Here is a 17,689-nt window from a genome sequence, read left to right as displayed (position 1 = left end):
TATGTATTGGAAGTATAACCCGACCACACAGAAATTGTTGCTAATACCGACTGATGGGCTCAGATGAGTCCGGCGAAGACTTCGTTCGAATAAGCGATGTTGCGTTTTTGGGCCTCAACCGCTCCCATCGTATTTGGAGAGCCTTTTTCGAGACATTGCTCCAGCACCAGCAGTGGCCGGCGGTTCTGCGCTTTCAGGGCGCTGGTCAGTCGCCGGTAGTCGATGTCGCCGTCGGAAAAAGACTCCTGCCAGATGCCGTTTTTCGACTGGCGGATGTGTACCTCAACGATGCGGTTACCGTAAAGCCGGACCACATCGAATAGGGCTATCTGCGAATTGCCCGACCCCCGGTATACCCAGTGGGCATCCAGGCAGAGCGACACGTTTTTAGGATCGGAGCCCAGCAGCATGTGGTGAAATTCGCGGGCCGCCTGCCGGTGTTCGGGCGCATGGGTATGGTAGGCCAGGGTCATTCCCCGTTGGCGGAGTTCGGCCCCGAGCCGGTCGAGATTTTTGACCTGTTCGACCAGTTGTTCATCGGTCTTGTCGTCGTCGGTACCCCAGCGGATGGGGTTAGGGTTGGTAACGATCACCCGCGAGCCCAGCGGCTTTACCGCGTCGGCAATAGCCAGTACCGACGCGATGGATTTTGGGGCTTCGTCGGGTTGGTGCAGCGAGCTGTTGACGTACAGAGACGGCATCGTCAGCTTGTACCTGGTCAGGTAAGGCGCCAGCTTTTTCACCTCATCGACGCTGGTAAACGACGGTTCGTAAGCGGTTAGCCCGGTCTTCACGTACTCGCTCAACGACGCGTCGGGGTCGGCCATCCAGTCTTTCTGCTCACGCCCGTAAAAGGTGCTCCAGGTATAGGCGTTGCAGGAGAGAGGCTGGCGCTCCGGCGCAGCCGGATGTCCTTCCGCTGGCTTGATATCGGGGAGCAGCGTCGCGCCGGTAAGTGCCGTGAGCGACGATAAAAAATTCCGTCTGGTTGACAACATAATTAGTAAACGATAATTGGCCTCCCCCCTGTAAGCCCGGTAGAGGCCCCCAAAAGCCGACTCGCCTGGTTAACGGGCTAGTTGTCGGGCAAATAGGGTGCTGACGGGCAAACGGTGGTTTTTTCTATCTATGGTCTGGCAGGATATTGGGGTGAAAAGGGGAGACCGATGCGGATTTACCCGATTCCGCCACCGCCGGGGGTTTCGATGCGGATGCGTTCGCCAGCCTGCATGGGTCGGGTGAAAATCCCGGGCATGTTTTCTTCACTGCCATCCTGCCGGAGCAGCGTTTGCCGGCCTACCGCACCGGGCTGGCCACCCCCTATGCCATACGGCGCCACCAGCCGGTGCTGACTCAGCAGGGTGGCCTGGGCGGGCTCCAGAAACTCGATCTCACGAACAATGCCATCGCCACCGCGCCACTGACCGCTGCCGCCCGAGCCGGGGCGTATGCCGAACTGATGGAGCCGGACGGGGTAGCGTCGTTCCAGTTCTTCGGGGTCGGTTAGTTTGGTGTTGGTCATATGCTGATGAACCGCCGAACGTCCGTCAGCGCCCGGCGTCGCTCCCGTGCCACCGCCAATGGTTTCGTAATAGCCCATCGTGGCGGTGCCGAACAGAAAATTGTTCATGGTGCCCTGGCTGCAGGCCGCCAGCCCCAGTGCCTTCAGCAGCGTATCGACCAGCCGCTGGCTCACCTCGGTATTGCCGCCCACCACAGCCGGACATTCCGTTTCATCGTCGGGAAAGATTGGGTTCAGGAATGAGGATTCGGGCAGAACCAGATCCACAGGCGCCATCAGCCCTTCGTTAAGTGGTATATCGCCGACGGTAGCGTCGGTCCCTACCCACAGCCGGAGCACATACAGAATGGCGCTATGCAGAATCGAAACGTTGGCGTTCAGATTCTGGGGATGTACGGCCGATGTGCCCGAAAAGTCGATGGTGATACGCCCATTGGCTACAGTCAGGCTCACCCGAATCGTATGCCCGTCGTCGAGTGATTCGTCGGCCGCGAAGGTCTGTCCGTCGAAGCGGTGCAGTACGGTTGTGATAATAGCGGTGGCAGCGTTCTTGAGCTGGGTCATGTACTGCTGAACCGTAGCCAGACCGTATTGCCGGACGAGGGTACGCAGGGCCGTTTCGCCCGCCCGTAGCGAGGCCAGGGCGGCTTCTATGTCGGCGCGGTTCTCGGCCAGGGAGCGGGTGGGGTAGGGTGCCTGCGTAAAGCGTGCCTGCAAGCCCGTTCCCGCACCGTCATCCCACAAAAACTGCCCTGCTTTGACGACATACTGGGGTTCCAGTACGACCCCTTCCTCGGCCAGCCGGGTAGCATCGGGCGGCATCGAGCCTGGCACTTTACCGCCTATTTCGGCGTGGTGAGCCCGGTTGATGACGTAGCCGATCAGCTGCTCATCGTCCGTAAAGACGCCCTGCAGGAGGGTGACGTCGGGCAGGTGAGAACCGCCGTATTTTGGGTGGTTGGTGATAAGAACGTCGCCGGGAGCCAGGGGGAGTTTATCGAGGCAAAGTCGGGCGCACACGCCCAGGCTACCCAGATGAACCGGAATATGGGGTGCGTTGGCTACCAGCTCGGCCCGGGCATCGAGCAGGGCGCAGGAAAAATCGAGTCGTTCTTTCACATTGGTCGAGAACGCAGTCCGCTGGAGCTGCGCGCCCATCTCTTCGGCAATGGCCCGAAAGCGCTGGGTGAATAGCTCCAGCTGAATAACGTCGGCCTGCTCCGCTTCGTCCGCTGAGGCCGGCGCGGGCTTAAAATCATCCGGAGAATCGTAGTCGGCAATGTAGTCGATAAGCGCATTCTGGTCAGCCTGAATGACTACGCGCCAGCCGGGTTCAATAAAGGCCGATGAGGTGGTATTCAGCAGCAACGCCGGGCCACGGAAGGTGTCGCCTTCCCGTAAGCGGGTCCAGTCATAGGCCGGGTAGGTATCCGTCTCGAACGACGGAACGGCATGCTGATGGCTGACCGGCGGCCCGTTTTCCGGAACGTCAGGGCTGATCGTACTGACAACAACCCGTAGGCTCTCCACATCGATCGGGCGGGGCTGGCCGGTGCTGGTGCCGGGATAGTGCCCGTAGAGTTGCTGGTACCTGGTTCGGAAATCGTCGGCCAGGTTATGGCTGAGTGGTATCTCCAGGCTGGCCTCCTGCCCCTGGAGCCGAAGAAATACGCTCACGGAGTCGGTTCGGGTAGCGGCATCCGCGGCTATATCCTGCCGCAGGGCCCGAGTAGCCTGCTCAACCAGCTCGCTGGCGATGGCCGGTAGCTGGTCGCTAACCTGATGAAGGGGCTGAAGCACCGATCGGGCAGCCATCCGTTCGATACGAGCCTGACCGATACCGTAGGCGCTGAGCAGCCCCCCGTCGAAGGGAAGTATAATCCGTTCCATACCCAGAAGCCGGGCAATGGCGCAGCCGTGGAGTCCGCCGGCTCCGCCGAAGACCAGCAGGCTATAGTGGGCAGGATCAAACCCTTTGGCTACCGAAATTTTGCGGATGGCCCCGGCCATCGTTTCGTTTGCAATGCGTTCGAATCCGCGCAGCAGGGTAGCTGAATCGGGTCGGTTGCCGGTCTTCGACTCAATCTGAAGGCGTATGGTTTGTAGGGCATCCATAGCTTTATCGGGAAAGACCGGAATACCGAACTGGCTGGGGTGAAGTTTGCCCAGCAGCAGGTTAACGTCGGTAATGGTCAACAGCGCCGGGGCCGACGCGGAGGTGGCCCCGTAACAGGCCGGACCGGGGTTGGCACCGGCACTCTGTGGCCCCACGCGCAGCTGGGCGCCGTCAAACCAGCAGATAGAGCCACCACCGGCCGCTACGGTTTCAATCGACAGCGACGGGAGCTGCAGGTCAAACGGCCCTATAGGGGTTGAATAGCGATAGTCGGGGGTTCGCTGAATCCGGGCTACATCGGTGCTGGTGCCGCCCATGTCGAGGGTAAGCGTACCGGGTTGCATCAGGCTGCTGGCTACTGCCGCTGCCCCGATGACACCACCCGCGGGGCCGCTGAGCAGGCTGTCTTTGGGCCGGAACAGATCCGCCCGCACCAGCCCGCCCGCACTGGTCATAACCCGCACGGGCTGTTCGCCCGCGGTACCGTTACCCAGCTGCGTCTGCACGTTGTTTAGGTACGATCGCAGCACCGGAGTCAGATACGCGTCGATGACGGCGGTCTGGGTACGGGAAACGTAGCCGGGGGCGGTCGATACGTCGGTGGAGAGAGTGATGACAGGAAATCCTTCGGCAGCCAGCCTATCGCGTAGCTGCTGCTCATGCGCCGGATTTCGATAAGCATTCAGCAGCGAGATCGCCACGGCCTCGGGTTTGAGCTGCCGGAGCTGATCGATGAGTGGCGCGAGCGCAGGCCCGACCAGTGGCGTCAGTACCCGGCCGTCGGCAGCCATGCGTTCGTCAACCTCAAAGACCTCTTCGTACAGTACCTCGGCGGGCGGTATAGCCAGTTGGAACAGGTTGGGCCGTTGCTGGGTACCGATTCGGAGCAGATCCCGAAAACCTTTGGTGATCAGCAACCCAACCCGGGCCCCTTTTCGCTCGAGTAGCGCATTGGTGCCCCGGGTGGTACCCAGCCGCATCTCCAGGGCCGGAAAAGGCTGATGGAGCGGGGTTTGGGTCAGCAGCCGCGTGGCGAGTACCGGCGCTTCTTCGTTCGTAAACAGTTCTACCGTTAGCCGGTCCAGCTTCTGCGCCCGCAGTAGCGCCGAGCCGTCTACGGAGCCGGTTGGGGTGTTTACGACTAACTGCCCGTCGGTGTTTAGCGAGGCTACCGTAAACGTTTCGCCGGTTTCGATGAGCCGAAGCTGGTACCCGTCGAAGAGGGGAGCGGTCAGCCACGACGCGGTCAGTCGGCCATGAATCAGCTGGGCCCGCAGCCGGCTACTGCTGAGCACTTTCGTGCGGTGTAAAACACCGTTGGGGGCCAGGCCAAGCCCGTCGGTAAAGGTGCCGCCTGTATCAATCCAGATCTGCCACATGGGTTAGTTTATTACAGTAACCCCCGCCTGCCGGTAGGCGTCAACGACATCGGGTCGGGCCTCATTGTCCGTAATCAGGATGTCGAACAGGGTTAAGGGCGCAAAATAGAGGTATTTCTCGGTTTCTAATTTAGCAGAGTGACACAGCAGATACGTTGTTTCGGCCCGCCGGGCCATGGCTACGGCCGTGCTGGCTTCCCGTTCGCTATTGGCTGTCAGCCCTCTGCGCAGTGAAATGCCGTCAACGCCAATGAAGGCCCGGTTGGCTCGGTACCGCGCTATGTGCTCCTCGGCCATGAGCCCGTGTACTGCCTGCCGGTCTTTGTCCACTTCGCCCCCCACCAGATTCACCGATACCGAACTGTTTATCAACTCGGCTACGACCGGCAGCGAATTGGTTATGACCGTGATACGTCGGTTGCGAATGAACGGGCATAACCGGAAAACGGTACTGCCACAATCCATGAAGAGTATGTCGCCTTCCTGAATGGTTTGAGCGGCCAGCTGGCAGATATAATCTTTCTGGTCAGCATTAACGGCGGCTTTGTTCTCAAACCGAAACGCATCGGTGGCCGCACTTACCTTCATAGCCCCGCCCCGCGTCCGGTAAACCAGCCCCTGGGCCGCCAGCTGTACCAAATCGCGCCGAACAGTCATGTCGGAGGTCTGCAACAAGTCGGCCAGTTCGCGTACATCCACCGAGCCGCGTTCCTCTACCGTTTGCACAATGAGCTGTTTGCGATTTTGGAAATTCATGTCGTTTCTCTTCTTTTGTTCAAAAATAAACAATTTTAAACATAATCAAACAAATGGTAGCTGAACGCATTCGCATAACCGATGAGAAACTGCTGTCTGACAACTGGTATGTATTACGACGATATACCTTCGATTATCTGGGAAAAAACGGACAATGGACTACGCAGCAGCGCGAAGCCTATGATCGTGGCAACGGCGCGACCATCCTGCTACACAATCCCGAAACCGACACCGTTATCCTGACCCGCCAGTTTCGGCTACCCACGTACGTAAACGGCAATGATACCGGTGGCCCACTGGCCGGTATGCTGATCGAAACCTGCGCCGGCCTGCTGGACAACGACGATCCGCAAACGGCTATTCTGCGCGAAACGGAAGAAGAAACCGGCTATCGGCTACAGTCGGTCGAGAAGGTCATGGAAGCGTATATGAGTCCCGGCTCGGTCACCGAGAAGCTATTCTTTTACCTCGCCGAATATACGGCCGATACCGAACGGGAAGCCGGTGGCGGGATCGACGAAGAGGAGATCGATATACTGGAGCTGCCACTCAGTCAGGCCATGGCCATGATCGGAACAGGCGAGATCAGAGACGGCAAAACCATTATGCTGCTTCAGCACCTGCGGTTACGGCAACTGGCCTGACAATTCTGGTCAGGCCAGTTGATAGTCGGGCTATTTGCCGACCGAGATCAGGTTGGCAAACAGCCGGTAGGCGCCCGGTACACCCGCGGGCAGCTCCCGGAAAAAAACCAGTCCCGTATACATGTAATGGCCTTTGCCGTATCGGGCGTAAATCAGGCTACCCTTCTTGTCGGCTTCGTTCTGGTCATGGGCCGAGAAAATCGGTTCGTACGCTTTGTCCCAGTCCTGAGCGAAGTAGATGCCGCGTTCCTGCACCCAACCCGTAAAATCAGCGTCGGTAATTTTATTGGGTGTATTCAGGAGCGGGTGTTTCGGGTTCAGGAAGGTCATGGGCGCATCTTCTTCCGTAACCCGGTCGCGGCCAATCGTAAACGGATAAGGGCCCAGCTGAGCTACTTTGATGCCGCCATTGTTGACAAACCCACCCGGGGTCACGTACTGTACGATCATGGTGCCGCCGTTGCTGACGTAATCCATGAGTTTTTTCTGGTAGATACCGAGCCAGTCGTTGGTGTTGTAGGCCCGGACTCCGGCTATGATAGCGTCGTAGCCCGACAGGTCGCGGCTGAGCTCGGCGGGGCCGAGCTGGGTAACCCGGCACCCCATCTGTTGCAGGGCCGCGGGTACCTCATCCCCCGCGCCGACAATGTAGCCGATGTTTCTGGCCAGTACGTTCACATCCAGCTTCACCAGTTTGGCTTCGGCCGGCGGGAAGAGCGTCTGCGTCGGAATGTGTTTGTAGGCAATGGTCCGCAGCCCGGTCGTGAAGGTGCTGCCGTCGCCGGTTGTCATCGTGGCCCGGAGCAGCCCGTTCTGCGCCGTTGCCGCCGGCGATACGGTAAACGTCAGCCGCTGTTCATCGCCGGTATTGGCCAGGGAGAATGGCAGCGAAGCCGGCTCTACCCGCCAGCCAGCGGGCACGTTGAGCCGGAGGGTACCCGACACATTAGCTCGTCCGGCTTTCAGGATAACGTCGGCCGTTTTTGCTTTGGTATCGGCAAAGGTGAAGACGCGCTCGGAGAGATTAGCCGTTACGTCGGGCTGAATGATGAACGGCCGGTAAACTTCTCCCTCAACCGGATCGGTCGATTTGTAGACGACGGGACGGCGGTAGGCAAACCGCTGGCCGTCAATCTCGATGGTGTAGGTGGCCGACAAAGCCGCCGGGTTTTCGGGCAAACCGATCAGGGCCTGGTTGTCGACCTGAAAAACACCCTTCTCGATGGGTTTTTCGAGCCAGTAGGGCTGCGAGATTTTCTGCGTTTTCGGGATGGTCAGGGTGGTGGGCAGGGTTAGCTGATCATTGGGTTTGAGCAGCACATTGAGCGTGCTGTCTTTGCCGGTTGAATATTGAACTTTTACCAGCCGCACCGGGCTGTCGGACCGGCCCACTACGGTGGTCGTCAGCTTGATGGTTTCGCCGGGTGTGGCGGCATAGCTGGCGGGGTTGGTTTCGAACCACAGGCCCAGGCATTGCTGAATCAGGGTCTGCACTTCCTCCCGCTTCGTGCGAACGTAGAGGTTAGTCGTGTCCAGCCGGCTGATGGCGCCGTACAGGCGTACTAGGCCACTAACCAGCCGGGCCGGCTGATCGGCCGAAAAGCTGCTGATCAGCTGGTCGACCTGCGGCTGAATAGCCTCGCCACCGGGCAGCCGTTTCCAACTCATGTCGATTCCTTCGAAAGGGTCGTTCTGAACCGGGTCGCCGTTTTTCAGCAGCAGGTAGTCTACTTTGGCTCCGCGGCTGGCCGGCACCCCAAACCCCTGGCTTTTGTGCTGACTGCGGCTTTCGGCGGCTATCTCGCCATACGATTTGCCCAGCAGCGGATTATAGAGCCCCGTTTCCAGTCCGATCAGGTTACCGGCTTCGTCGGGTTTTCGGTTGCTCAGAAACTGACCCGGGATAAACACATTCCAGAGAATGCGTTTTGCCTGCCAGGGTTTGACAAAGGCCAGCTGCTCCGGAAAGCGGGCGGGGTTGCCGGATATCTTGAACGCTTCTTCGGCCAGAAAACCCGAGGCACTATGATGGCCGTGACCCGCGCGGGCATCGGGCGGGAAACGGGTAATGATCACATCGGGCTGGTATTTACGAATCATCCAGACCACGTCGGCCAGCACTTTGTCCTGCCCCCAGGTGCGCACGGCCTCATCGGTCGACTTCGAAAAGCCGAAGTCATAGGCCCGGCTGAAGAACTGGTCGGGGCCGTCTATGCGCCGGGCGGCCAGCAACTCCTGGGTGCGGATGATACCGATGTTCTCGCCCTGTTCGGCACCGATCAGGTTTTGTCCGCCGTCGCCACGGGTCAATGACAGATAGCCCGTGCGCAGCAGCCGCTCTTTGGAGAGGTACGCCAGAAACAGTGTGTTTTCATCGTCGGGGTGGGCCGCTACGTACAGGACGGAGCCGAGTACATTCAGCTTTTTCAGGTTCGATAGGATCTCGCCCGGCGGGCTTGGCTTTATAGGGCCGTAAGGAACCTGAGCGGAGGTGATGGCGGCAGCAAACGCTGCGTATAGGGTAATCAGGTAGACAACAGGACGCACAGCGGGGTAGGTTTTCTGAAAAAGCAAAAATAAACAGCTAGCACACAGATTACTATTGGCGGCCCACTTTATACAGCCTCTTCGGGCGACAAACCCACATCGCTTGGAAAAAACGCAATTTTCCTCAGAAAAAGGCAAGTATTGGCGCTGTTTCGCTAGGTAATGCAGAGTCAAACTTTATCTTTGCGCGCAGTCCTATTTTTTCTAAACTCTATACAAAGTCGCATGAATAATAGTCTTTACATCGTCCCTTTTCTGGGTCTGGTGGGCCTGGCGGTGATGTTTGCCAAATTCGTATGGGTCTCCCGGCAGGATGCCGGTGACGCTCGAATGCAGGAAATCTCAGGGTATATTGCAGATGGTGCTATTGCCTTTCTAAAAGCCGAGTGGCGCGTCCTGATCATCTTCGGCCTCATTGTGGCCGTCCTCTTATCCTGGTCAGGCTCGCTGGTCGAAAATTCACACTGGAGCATCGGTATTGCCTTCGCCTTTGGGGCGTTCACTTCGGCGCTGGCCGGGTACATCGGCATGAAAATAGCCACCAAAGCCAACGTCCGCACGGCCCATGCCGCCCGCACCAGCCTGACGCGCGCCCTCGACGTATCCTTTACGGGCGGGTCCGTTATGGGGATCGGGGTAGCCGGTCTGGCCGTTTTAGGGCTTAGTGTGCTATTTATCATTCTTTATAATTTCTTCGTAGCCGGGGCCGAGTCGGTCAACGGCATATTGCCAGTCAATGGCATCCCGATGGAGCGCGCGCTCGAAGTACTGGCGGGTTTCTCGCTCGGCGCTGAGTCTATTGCGCTCTTTGCCCGGGTGGCTGGCGGAATTTATACCAAAGCGGCAGACGTAGGGGCCGACCTGGTTGGTAAAGTAGAAGCCGGCATTCCCGAAGATGATCCGCGCAACCCCGCTACCATTGCCGATAACGTAGGCGATAACGTGGGTGACGTGGCGGGTATGGGTGCTGACCTGTTCGGGTCCTATGTGGCTACGATTCTGGCTACCATGGTGCTGGGCCGCGAAATTATTATTCCGAACGACCCGATTATGGGTCATGCGCCCATCGTACTGCCGGTTCTGATTGCGGGTATGGGGCTGATCTTCTCGATTCTGGCCTGCTACCTCGTACGGGTGAAAGACGATAACGGCAACGTACAGGGAGCGCTGAACCTGGGCAACTGGGGGTCGATTATCCTGACCGTAGTGGCTTCGTACTTTCTGGTAGGTGCTATTCTTCCCGACACGACGATGCAGATTCGGGGGGTCGAGTTCACCCGTATGGACGTGTTCTACGCCATTCTGACGGGCCTGATCGTGGGGGCGCTGATGTCGACCATCACCGAGTATTACACCGCCATGGGCCGTCGGCCGGTGCTGTCCATTATCCGGCAGTCGGCAACGGGCGCGGCTACCAACATTATCGGGGGCCTGTCGGTCGGTATGGAATCGACGGTATTGCCCATTCTGGTACTGGCGGCTGGTATCTATACGTCCTATCATTTCGCGGGTCTGTACGGGGTGGCAATTTCGGCCGCCGGGATGATGGCGACTACCGCCATGCAGCTGGCTATCGACGCGTTCGGTCCCATTGCCGATAATGCCGGTGGTATCGCCGAAATGAGTTACCTGCCCGAAGAGGTACGGGGTCGTACGGATATTCTGGATGCGGTTGGTAACACCACCGCAGCTACCGGTAAAGGATTTGCCATTGCCTCCGCAGCGCTGACGGCGCTGGCGCTGTTTGCCGCTTTCGTTGGCATATCGGGTATTTCGGCCATCGATATTTACAAGGCCGATGTGTTGTCGGGCCTGTTCGTGGGCGGTATGATTCCGTATATTTTCTCCTCGCTGGCCATTGCGGCCGTGGGTCGGGCGGCCATGTCGATGGTTGAAGAGGTGCGCCGTCAGTTCCGCGAAATTCCGGGTATTATGGAAGGAACGGGCAAGCCGGAATACGAAAAATGCGTGGCTATCTCGACTCAGGCATCTATCCGGGAGATGGTACTGCCGGGGGCTATTGCGCTGACGGTGCCGGTGATCGTCGGTTTCATCTTCGGTCCCGAGGTGCTGGGCGGTCTGCTGGCCGGCGTAACGGTATCGGGGGTGCTGATGGGTATTTTCATGAACAACGCCGGTGGAGCCTGGGATAACGCCAAGAAGTCGTTCGAAAAAGGGGTGCTGATCAACGGCGAGATGTTCTACAAAAAATCGGAGCCGCACAAGGCGTCGGTAACGGGCGATACCGTGGGTGACCCGTTCAAAGATACGTCGGGCCCATCGATGAACATCCTCATCAAGCTGATGTCGATCGTATCCCTGGTCATTGCGCCCTATATCGCCATCAAATCGTCGGATCAGCCGGGTCATGCCCGCGAAGGCATCGAAGCCGTTGGCGGTGTGGAAGGCGTGGATCTGGAAAAATCGACCTCGGCCGATAACGCCAACGTGGCCACCCCCAACTTCACCCCAACCGACCTCACCCTCGATGGTGGCGTATTGCTGACGGGAGTCGACGTGGATGGGATCGAAGCCAGTCTGCTGAACTTCATTAAATCCGACAAACCCGTCGACAAAACGACCTGGTTCGATTTTGACCGGCTGACGTTCGAGACGGGCAGTGCTACCCTGAAGCCTGAGTCGCAGGAGCAGCTGAAGAACATTGCCGAAATCCTGAAAGCCTATCCGAACGTCAGCGTGAAGCTGGGCGGGTATACCGATAATACGGGCAACGCCGACGCCAACCTTAAGCTGTCGGGCGACCGCGCCCAGTCGGTAAAGAAAGAACTGACGGCGCTGGGTATTGCCGCTGATCGGCTGGAGTCGGAAGGGTATGGGCAGGAGCACCCGGTTGCCAGCAACGACACCGAAGAGGGCCGCGCTCAAAACCGCCGTATCTCCATCCGGGTGACGAAGAAATAACGAACGTACGCTTACTAAATAATACAGATCAAATGGCCAGTGTCGTAAGGAGACTGGCCATTTTTCGTTTATTTTAGCGAGATAAGGGCGTCTGGTAACCAGCGGCTTACACAACGAAAACCGTCATGAAGAAACGAGAGAAACTAGCGATCATTCGTCAGCATTACCCGAATGCAATGACCACTATTGATACCGTTAACCGGCTTATCGATTTTGTGGAAGATGAACTGGATCTGGAGCCCACGCAGATAATGATGGCCGACAGTATATGCAGCGATGACGTCAACAGCATCCAGTATCCGGCCCGGACGCATGAGTTTCTGGGGCCGTTTAAAATGGGCGGGCTAGATGGCTTTCCGTTTACCGGCCTGACCGGTATGGGGGCTTTTGCGAGCCACGTTCCGGATAACGGGGCCGTTTTTGTCTACTACGGTCCGCATATCGGGATCTCCAAAGACGGCACGGTTGGCCAGATTCATCGGTTTGGGCAGGCCAGGGTATCGAGCTGCTGCGGAGCCGCCAAAGGCGCGCTGAACCGGCTCCTGAACGATTCGATTGTGGCAGGCGAGGTGCGGGATATTGACTACCAGATGAACACCATTGAGCAGATTCTGCTGAACCACAAACAGCGAATCATCACGGCGCCGGTTCCGCTGTACGAAGCTACCGAAGTCATTTACGAGGCCATCGACGACCGAATCGGGGAGCTGGTGGCCAAAACCAGTTACAACTGTCAGTATGTGATTTTGATGGGAGCCATTCTGATTAACAGCGATACGGACATGGGCTCGTTCAGCGCTACCCGCCGGTTCGACGTCATCAATCTGGCAACCAAAGAGCGTACAGACCTCCTCGACGCCCATTTTCCCTGCTATCAGCCTGTTCCAGCCTGAATGATTGGAGCCCCGCTGCCGTTGGCGTCAAAACCAACCCGTTGCCGTGCTTTCACGGCAACGGGTATATGAGTTAAGCGGGCACGCTTGTTTCCTGTCGGAAGAACTGACCATTACGGGTTTCGAGAAAATCGGCGAAGGAAATATCTTCCTGCCTGATAAACCCTGTCTGGGGAAGCAGCCCATCCGCTACCAGTTCAACGACGGCCGCTACCGAACCGGCTGTGGTCCAGGAAATGGCCCGCCACGAATGACCGTCGATCAGACGGGGATGGTAGGCGCGGTAGAACTCTTCGCGGGCGAGCTGCCCGTTTTTCCAGCCCTCGACTACGGCATACACGTATACCACATCGTCCTGTACGGGTGGCTTGGCTTCGGTAAGCACTTTCTCGACCAGGGCGCGCTGATCTTTCAGGATCAGCTCATACAGCAAAAACCGCATCAGCCGGCAATGGCCCGGGTAGCGGATGGTTTTGTAGTTGAGCGTGTCGACCCGACCGGCGTAGGTTTCGCACATGGTGCCGAGTCCGCCCGAGGTGCTGAAGGCTTCGAACTCCTGCCCTTCAATGTTGATCTGCTCGATGCCATCGAGGGCCGGTACCATCTTCACCTGTCCGTTGGCAATGACCTCGCAGTCGTTCAGGTATTCGTTGATGACGCCGGCCGGCGACCAGGTAAACGAGTACCCCAGCAGGCCGTTCGGATAGCGGGGCAGCGCACCCACGCGCAATTCAATATCGCGAAGCGTATCGAAGCGACCAGCCAGTTCGGCACCAACGATGCCGATCAGGCCCGGAGCCAGACCGCATTGGGGCGCCATAACGCCCCGTGCCGTTTTAGCCATCTCCCGAATCGCAGTCGTGGTGGGCACGTCTTCGGTAAGGTCGAAATAATGAATACCGGCCTCGTAGGCGGCACGGGCAATCGGTAGGTTCAGGTTATACGGCAGGCAGGACACCACGGCATCGAAACTGCTGACGGTATCGGCTAAGGTAGCCTCGTCGGTAACGTCGCCCGTTACTACCGGAAAAGGGACAGCTTCGGCGGGTGCCTGCCGATCGAGACCCGTTACGGTAAACCGCTTGTTGAGCAGCGTACCGACCAGCGAGCCAACTTTGCCCAGGCCTACCACTAGAATGGTCTTCATATGTAATGAATGGAAGTTGATGAGCGGGCAAAATACGCAAAAAGCCCACTCGGGTGAGTGGGCTTCCGCTAATCTATTAGTTTTACTGAACGACTTGCCAATCGGCTTATTTGCCAACCGTACCCCGCAGTGCGCGTGGGATTTCGATGCTGGCAACGGGGTTCGACGCCTGTTCGAGCATTTCGATGTTCGAAACCGGAATCTGACCCACACGAACTGATTTACCCAGATCGAGGCCGGTTACGTCCACGTCGATAAATTCAGGAATATTCTCGATGGTGCCTTTCACGCGCAGTTTCCGAACGCGGGTTACCAGCTTACCACCTTTCTGCACACCCGGTGCTGTACCGACCAGACGAACGGGTACGGCCAGTTTAACGGGTTTGCCCGGTACCACTTCCAGGAAGTCAACGTGCAGCAGCACATCACTTACCGGGTGGAATTGAGCCTCCTGCAGAACCGCCCGGTACTCGGTACCTTCGATGTTCAGCAGCACCTCAAATACATTGGGCGTATAGAGCAACTGGCGGAACAGAATAGCCGGTGCATAGAAATGTACCTGGCTCTCTCCGCCATACAATACGCACGGAACGTTGCCCTCGGCCCGAATCGCTTGTGATTCCGCACGGCCGAGATTCGCTCGTTGATACCCTACAATCTCGATTTGTTTCATACTGATAAAATTTAACTGGGTGAATAAGTGCCTGAGTGCTTTCGTGACGGGCAAAAAGCGCCATCTCGTAGTCACTCCATCACTTAATATCTAATAAACAAAGAACTAATAGATTCGTGATCACGGATGCGGCCGATGGCTTTGGCGAATAGCTCAGCCACGGATAGCACCTTAATTTTACTGTTCGGCTGTCGCAGCGGTAACGTATCAGCAACAACCAGTTCATCGAGTACCGAGCCGGCTATGTTTTCGTGGGCTTTGCCCGACATGACGGGGTGAGTACAAACCGCCCGCACCGACTGTGCGCCTTTCTCCAGGATAATCTGAGCCGCTTTGGCCATGGTACCGCCCGTATCGATCAAATCATCGACCAGTACGACGTTGGCGCCCTCTACATCGCCGATGACCTGCATCGACGCGATTTCGTTGGCCCGTTTGCGGTGTTTGTCGCACAGCACAATGTCGGCGTTGAAATGCTTGGCGAACGTACGGGCGCGGTTGGCGCCACCCACGTCCGGCGAGGCAATGACCAGATTGTCGAGGTTAAGACTCTTGATATAAGGCACAAACACCGACGTTCCTTCCAGATGGTCGACCGGGAAGTCGAAGAAACCCTGAATCTGTCCGGCGTGCAGGTCGATGGTCATCAGGCGATCGGCTCCCGATGCGGCCAGCATGTTAGCCATCAGTTTGGCCGCAATGGCAACGCGGGGCCGGTCCTTGCGGTCCTGACGGGCATAGCCAAAATAAGGAATGACCACCGTGACATAGTGCGCCGATGCGCGCCGGGCGGCATCGACCATCAGCAGCAGTTCCATCAGGTTATCGCCCGGAGGGGGCGTCGACTGGATCAGGAACACGTCGCACCCCCGAACCGATTCTTCGAAACTGGGCGACATCTCGCCATCACTGAATCGCCGGCAGGTATAGCCGCCAAGATCTTTGCCGTAATAATGTGCAATTTTCTCAGCCAGATAGGTGGATTGACTGCCCGAAAAAATCTTAACCGGATTAAACGAAGCCATTGATGCTGGACAAATTTCCCGCAAAGGTACGAAAAAAACGGGCGTCCCCAGCAGGTTTCCCGCATATTATGGACGAAGATCGGCGATCCATCCCGACGGACCTCTCGATAAGATAGTGGTTTGAAAGGGAAAGTGGACTAAACATTTGGCTCGAACCGGGCCTTGTCTGGCTATGACAGTAGTTCAGACCGACAGCCCCAGACCGACGGCGCCGACCATGCCCGATGCCGGGCAGCTGCACCAGCTTATCCAGAACATAGCCGATCAGGCCGCTCAGACCGATCGTGACGATGCCTTTCCGGAGGCTGTTTTTGCGTGGCTGGCCGACGCCGGTTTACTGGCCGTTACCCTGCCCGGCCATCCCCTCGACCCCCAACAGGCCAACACGGCCCGGTTGCTCCAGTTGCTGAAACGTATCGGCGCCGGTAATCTGGCCGTGGGGCGGGTTTATGAAGGACATATCAACGCCTTGCAACTGATAGCCCAGTATGCCAGTACGGAGCAGAAACAGAGATGGTATGCCGACGTAGAACAGGCCAACCGGCTCTTCAGTGTCTGGAACACCCAGGCGGGCGACGGCGTCCGTATCCACGCGCTGGGTGGAGGGCGATATGAGCTCGAAGGCGCTAAAACATTCGGCTCGGGCTCGGGCTGGATTCAGCGACCACTGGTAACTGGTGAGCTGGTAGGGCAGGGCCGGTCTGGCTGGCAGATGTGCATCATCCCGACCGAACAAGTGAAAGCCATTCCGCAGGACGATCAGTTCTGGCAGCCCCTGGGCATGCGGGCGTCGGTAAGCTATAAGCTCGACTTTACGGGGGTAGTGCTGGACGAGGCCGACCTGCTGGGCCAGCCCGGCGATTACTTCCGGCAGCCGCACTTCAGCGGGGGAGCAATCCGGTTTGCAGCGGTACAACTGGGCGGGGCCGAAGCGCTGTATGAAGCAACTCGCTCGTTCCTGTCGTCGATGAACCGAACCGACGATCCGTTTCAGCAGGCCCGGCTCGCTGAGATGGCCTATCTGATCGAATCGGGCAATCAGTGGATCAACGCGGCTGGTGCCAAAGCCGACGACTGGCTGGCACAAGAACAGGAAGCCGGACGACTGGTCGCCTATGCGAACATGACCCGGACTGCTATCGAAGAAATATGCCTGCGCGTGATGCCGCTGGCCGAACGCTCGGTGGGAGCCAGGGGGCTGATGCGACCGCTGCCCTTCGAACGGATTCACCGCGACCTGACCTTCTACCTGCGCCAACCCGCTCCTGACGCCACCCTGGTCGACATTGGCCGGTACGTGCTGCATAATACTACCCCCGCTCATGATCTCTGGCATGGATAAAAAACACGTGCTGGACGAGCGGGCTCACCTCATCGATCCGGCTGACCTGCACCAGATTGGTAACGCGCTGATCATTGCTCCCCACCCGGACGATGAATCGCTGGGTTGCGGAGGAACTATTGCCTTACTACGGCAGCAGGGGTATGAGGTACACGTACTGTTCGTGAGTGATGGCACCATGTCGCACCCCAACTCGCTCAGCTACCCCGCCGACCGACTGAGCCAGGTTCGGGAAGCCGAAGCCCTTCAGGCTGTCGACCGGCTGGATGTCCCGGCCAGCAACGCCCTGTTCATGCGGCTGAAAGATCGGGAGGTACCCACACCAGCCCAACCAAACTTCCCGGATGCGGTTGCGCAGATGCGGCAGCTGCTGATCAGGAGTAATCCCAGTGCGGTGTTTGTGCCCTGGCGCCGTGACCCTCATCCCGATCATCGGGCGTCGTGGCAGATACTAAACGCCGTACTGGCGGACTTGCCCTACCAGCCGCGGGTGCTCGAATACCTGATCTGGCTTTGGGAACTGGGCGACGAGCGCGATATGCCCGGTTCCGAAGAAATGCGGGTGTGGCAGGTCCCGATCGGCTCGGTCATGGCCCAGCGCGACGAAGCCATTGCGGCCCATCGCTCGCAGGTGACGCGGATGATCGACGATGACCCCACCGCGTTCTACCTGTCGCCGGAGCTGCTGGCCCACTTCAACGCTCCGCGTGAGCTGTTTCTGGA

Annotated in this window: 12 protein-coding genes; 5 read left to right on the top strand and 7 right to left on the bottom strand. The window is 58.1% G+C overall.

Annotation, left to right across the window (positions count from 1 at the left end; translation table 11 throughout):
- Positions 1 to 59: 59 nt before the first annotated feature.
- The 3 genes from B1C80_RS14570 to B1C80_RS14560 form a co-directional block, all read right to left on the bottom strand.
- Complete coding sequence (locus tag B1C80_RS14570; RefSeq protein ID WP_077921923.1) at positions 60 to 998, bottom strand: sugar phosphate isomerase/epimerase; 939 nt, start codon at positions 996 to 998, stop codon at positions 60 to 62.
- Between the two features lie 176 nt (positions 999 to 1,174).
- Positions 1,175 to 5,017: a hydantoinase B/oxoprolinase family protein gene (locus tag B1C80_RS14565; protein WP_077921922.1), complete on the bottom strand. Its 3,843-nt coding sequence runs from the start codon at positions 5,015 to 5,017 to the stop codon at positions 1,175 to 1,177.
- A gap of 3 nt (positions 5,018 to 5,020) precedes the next feature.
- On the bottom strand, positions 5,021 to 5,773 hold the full coding sequence (locus B1C80_RS14560; protein ID WP_077921921.1) for a DeoR/GlpR family DNA-binding transcription regulator: 753 nt from the start codon (positions 5,771 to 5,773) through the stop codon (positions 5,021 to 5,023).
- Between the two features lie 53 nt (positions 5,774 to 5,826).
- Between B1C80_RS14560 and B1C80_RS14555 the strand changes: the two genes are divergently transcribed.
- Positions 5,827 to 6,417, top strand: coding sequence for an NUDIX domain-containing protein (locus B1C80_RS14555; RefSeq protein WP_077921920.1), 591 nt, complete (start codon positions 5,827 to 5,829; stop codon positions 6,415 to 6,417).
- 30 nt (positions 6,418 to 6,447) lie between these two features.
- Here the strand turns inward: B1C80_RS14555 and B1C80_RS14550 are convergent, their stop codons facing one another.
- Positions 6,448 to 8,964, bottom strand: a complete 2,517-nt coding sequence (locus B1C80_RS14550; protein WP_077922051.1) for a PIG-L family deacetylase — start codon at positions 8,962 to 8,964, stop codon at positions 6,448 to 6,450.
- Positions 8,965 to 9,189: 225 nt separating this feature from the next.
- Here B1C80_RS14550 and B1C80_RS14545 point away from each other — a divergent pair, with 225 nt between their 5' ends.
- Together B1C80_RS14545 and B1C80_RS14540 are read left to right on the top strand one after the other, a co-directional pair.
- The gene (locus B1C80_RS14545) at positions 9,190 to 11,886 is read left to right on the top strand and encodes a sodium-translocating pyrophosphatase (protein WP_077921919.1); all 2,697 of its coding nucleotides are present in this window, start codon (positions 9,190 to 9,192) and stop codon (positions 11,884 to 11,886) included.
- Between the two features lie 125 nt (positions 11,887 to 12,011).
- Entirely contained in the window at positions 12,012 to 12,779 is a 768-nt protein-coding gene (locus tag B1C80_RS14540; RefSeq protein ID WP_077921918.1) for a hypothetical protein, read from the top strand.
- Between the two features lie 73 nt (positions 12,780 to 12,852).
- Here the strand turns inward: B1C80_RS14540 and B1C80_RS14535 are convergent, their stop codons facing one another.
- From B1C80_RS14535 to B1C80_RS14525, 3 genes are all read right to left on the bottom strand, one after another.
- Positions 12,853 to 13,926, bottom strand: a complete 1,074-nt coding sequence (locus tag B1C80_RS14535; protein ID WP_077921917.1) for a saccharopine dehydrogenase family protein — start codon at positions 13,924 to 13,926, stop codon at positions 12,853 to 12,855.
- A 106-nt stretch (positions 13,927 to 14,032) separates the two neighbouring features.
- Positions 14,033 to 14,599 carry a 50S ribosomal protein L25/general stress protein Ctc gene (locus tag B1C80_RS14530; RefSeq protein WP_077921916.1) on the bottom strand — a complete coding sequence of 189 codons (567 nt, stop codon included), beginning with the start codon at positions 14,597 to 14,599 and terminating at the stop codon, positions 14,033 to 14,035.
- Positions 14,600 to 14,682: 83 nt separating this feature from the next.
- Positions 14,683 to 15,624, bottom strand: coding sequence for a ribose-phosphate pyrophosphokinase (locus B1C80_RS14525; protein ID WP_077921915.1), 942 nt, complete (start codon positions 15,622 to 15,624; stop codon positions 14,683 to 14,685).
- Positions 15,625 to 15,796: 172 nt separating this feature from the next.
- On the opposite strand from B1C80_RS14525, the gene B1C80_RS14520 reads away from it, so the two are divergent.
- Together B1C80_RS14520 and B1C80_RS14515 are read left to right on the top strand one after the other, a co-directional pair.
- Positions 15,797 to 16,966: an acyl-CoA dehydrogenase family protein gene (locus tag B1C80_RS14520; protein ID WP_077921914.1), complete on the top strand. Its 1,170-nt coding sequence runs from the start codon at positions 15,797 to 15,799 to the stop codon at positions 16,964 to 16,966.
- On the top strand, positions 16,947 to 17,689 hold a 743-nt coding region (locus tag B1C80_RS14515), incomplete at its 3' end, for a PIG-L deacetylase family protein (protein ID WP_077922050.1). The genes B1C80_RS14520 and B1C80_RS14515, both read left to right, overlap by 20 nt.

The sequence above is a fragment of the Spirosoma sp. 209 genome (assembly GCF_002006735.1).
Taxonomy (GTDB): domain Bacteria; phylum Bacteroidota; class Bacteroidia; order Cytophagales; family Spirosomataceae; genus Spirosoma; species Spirosoma sordidisoli.
The sequence above is the reverse complement of the archived record's forward strand: the minus strand, read 5'-3'. Positions and strand labels throughout refer to the sequence as shown.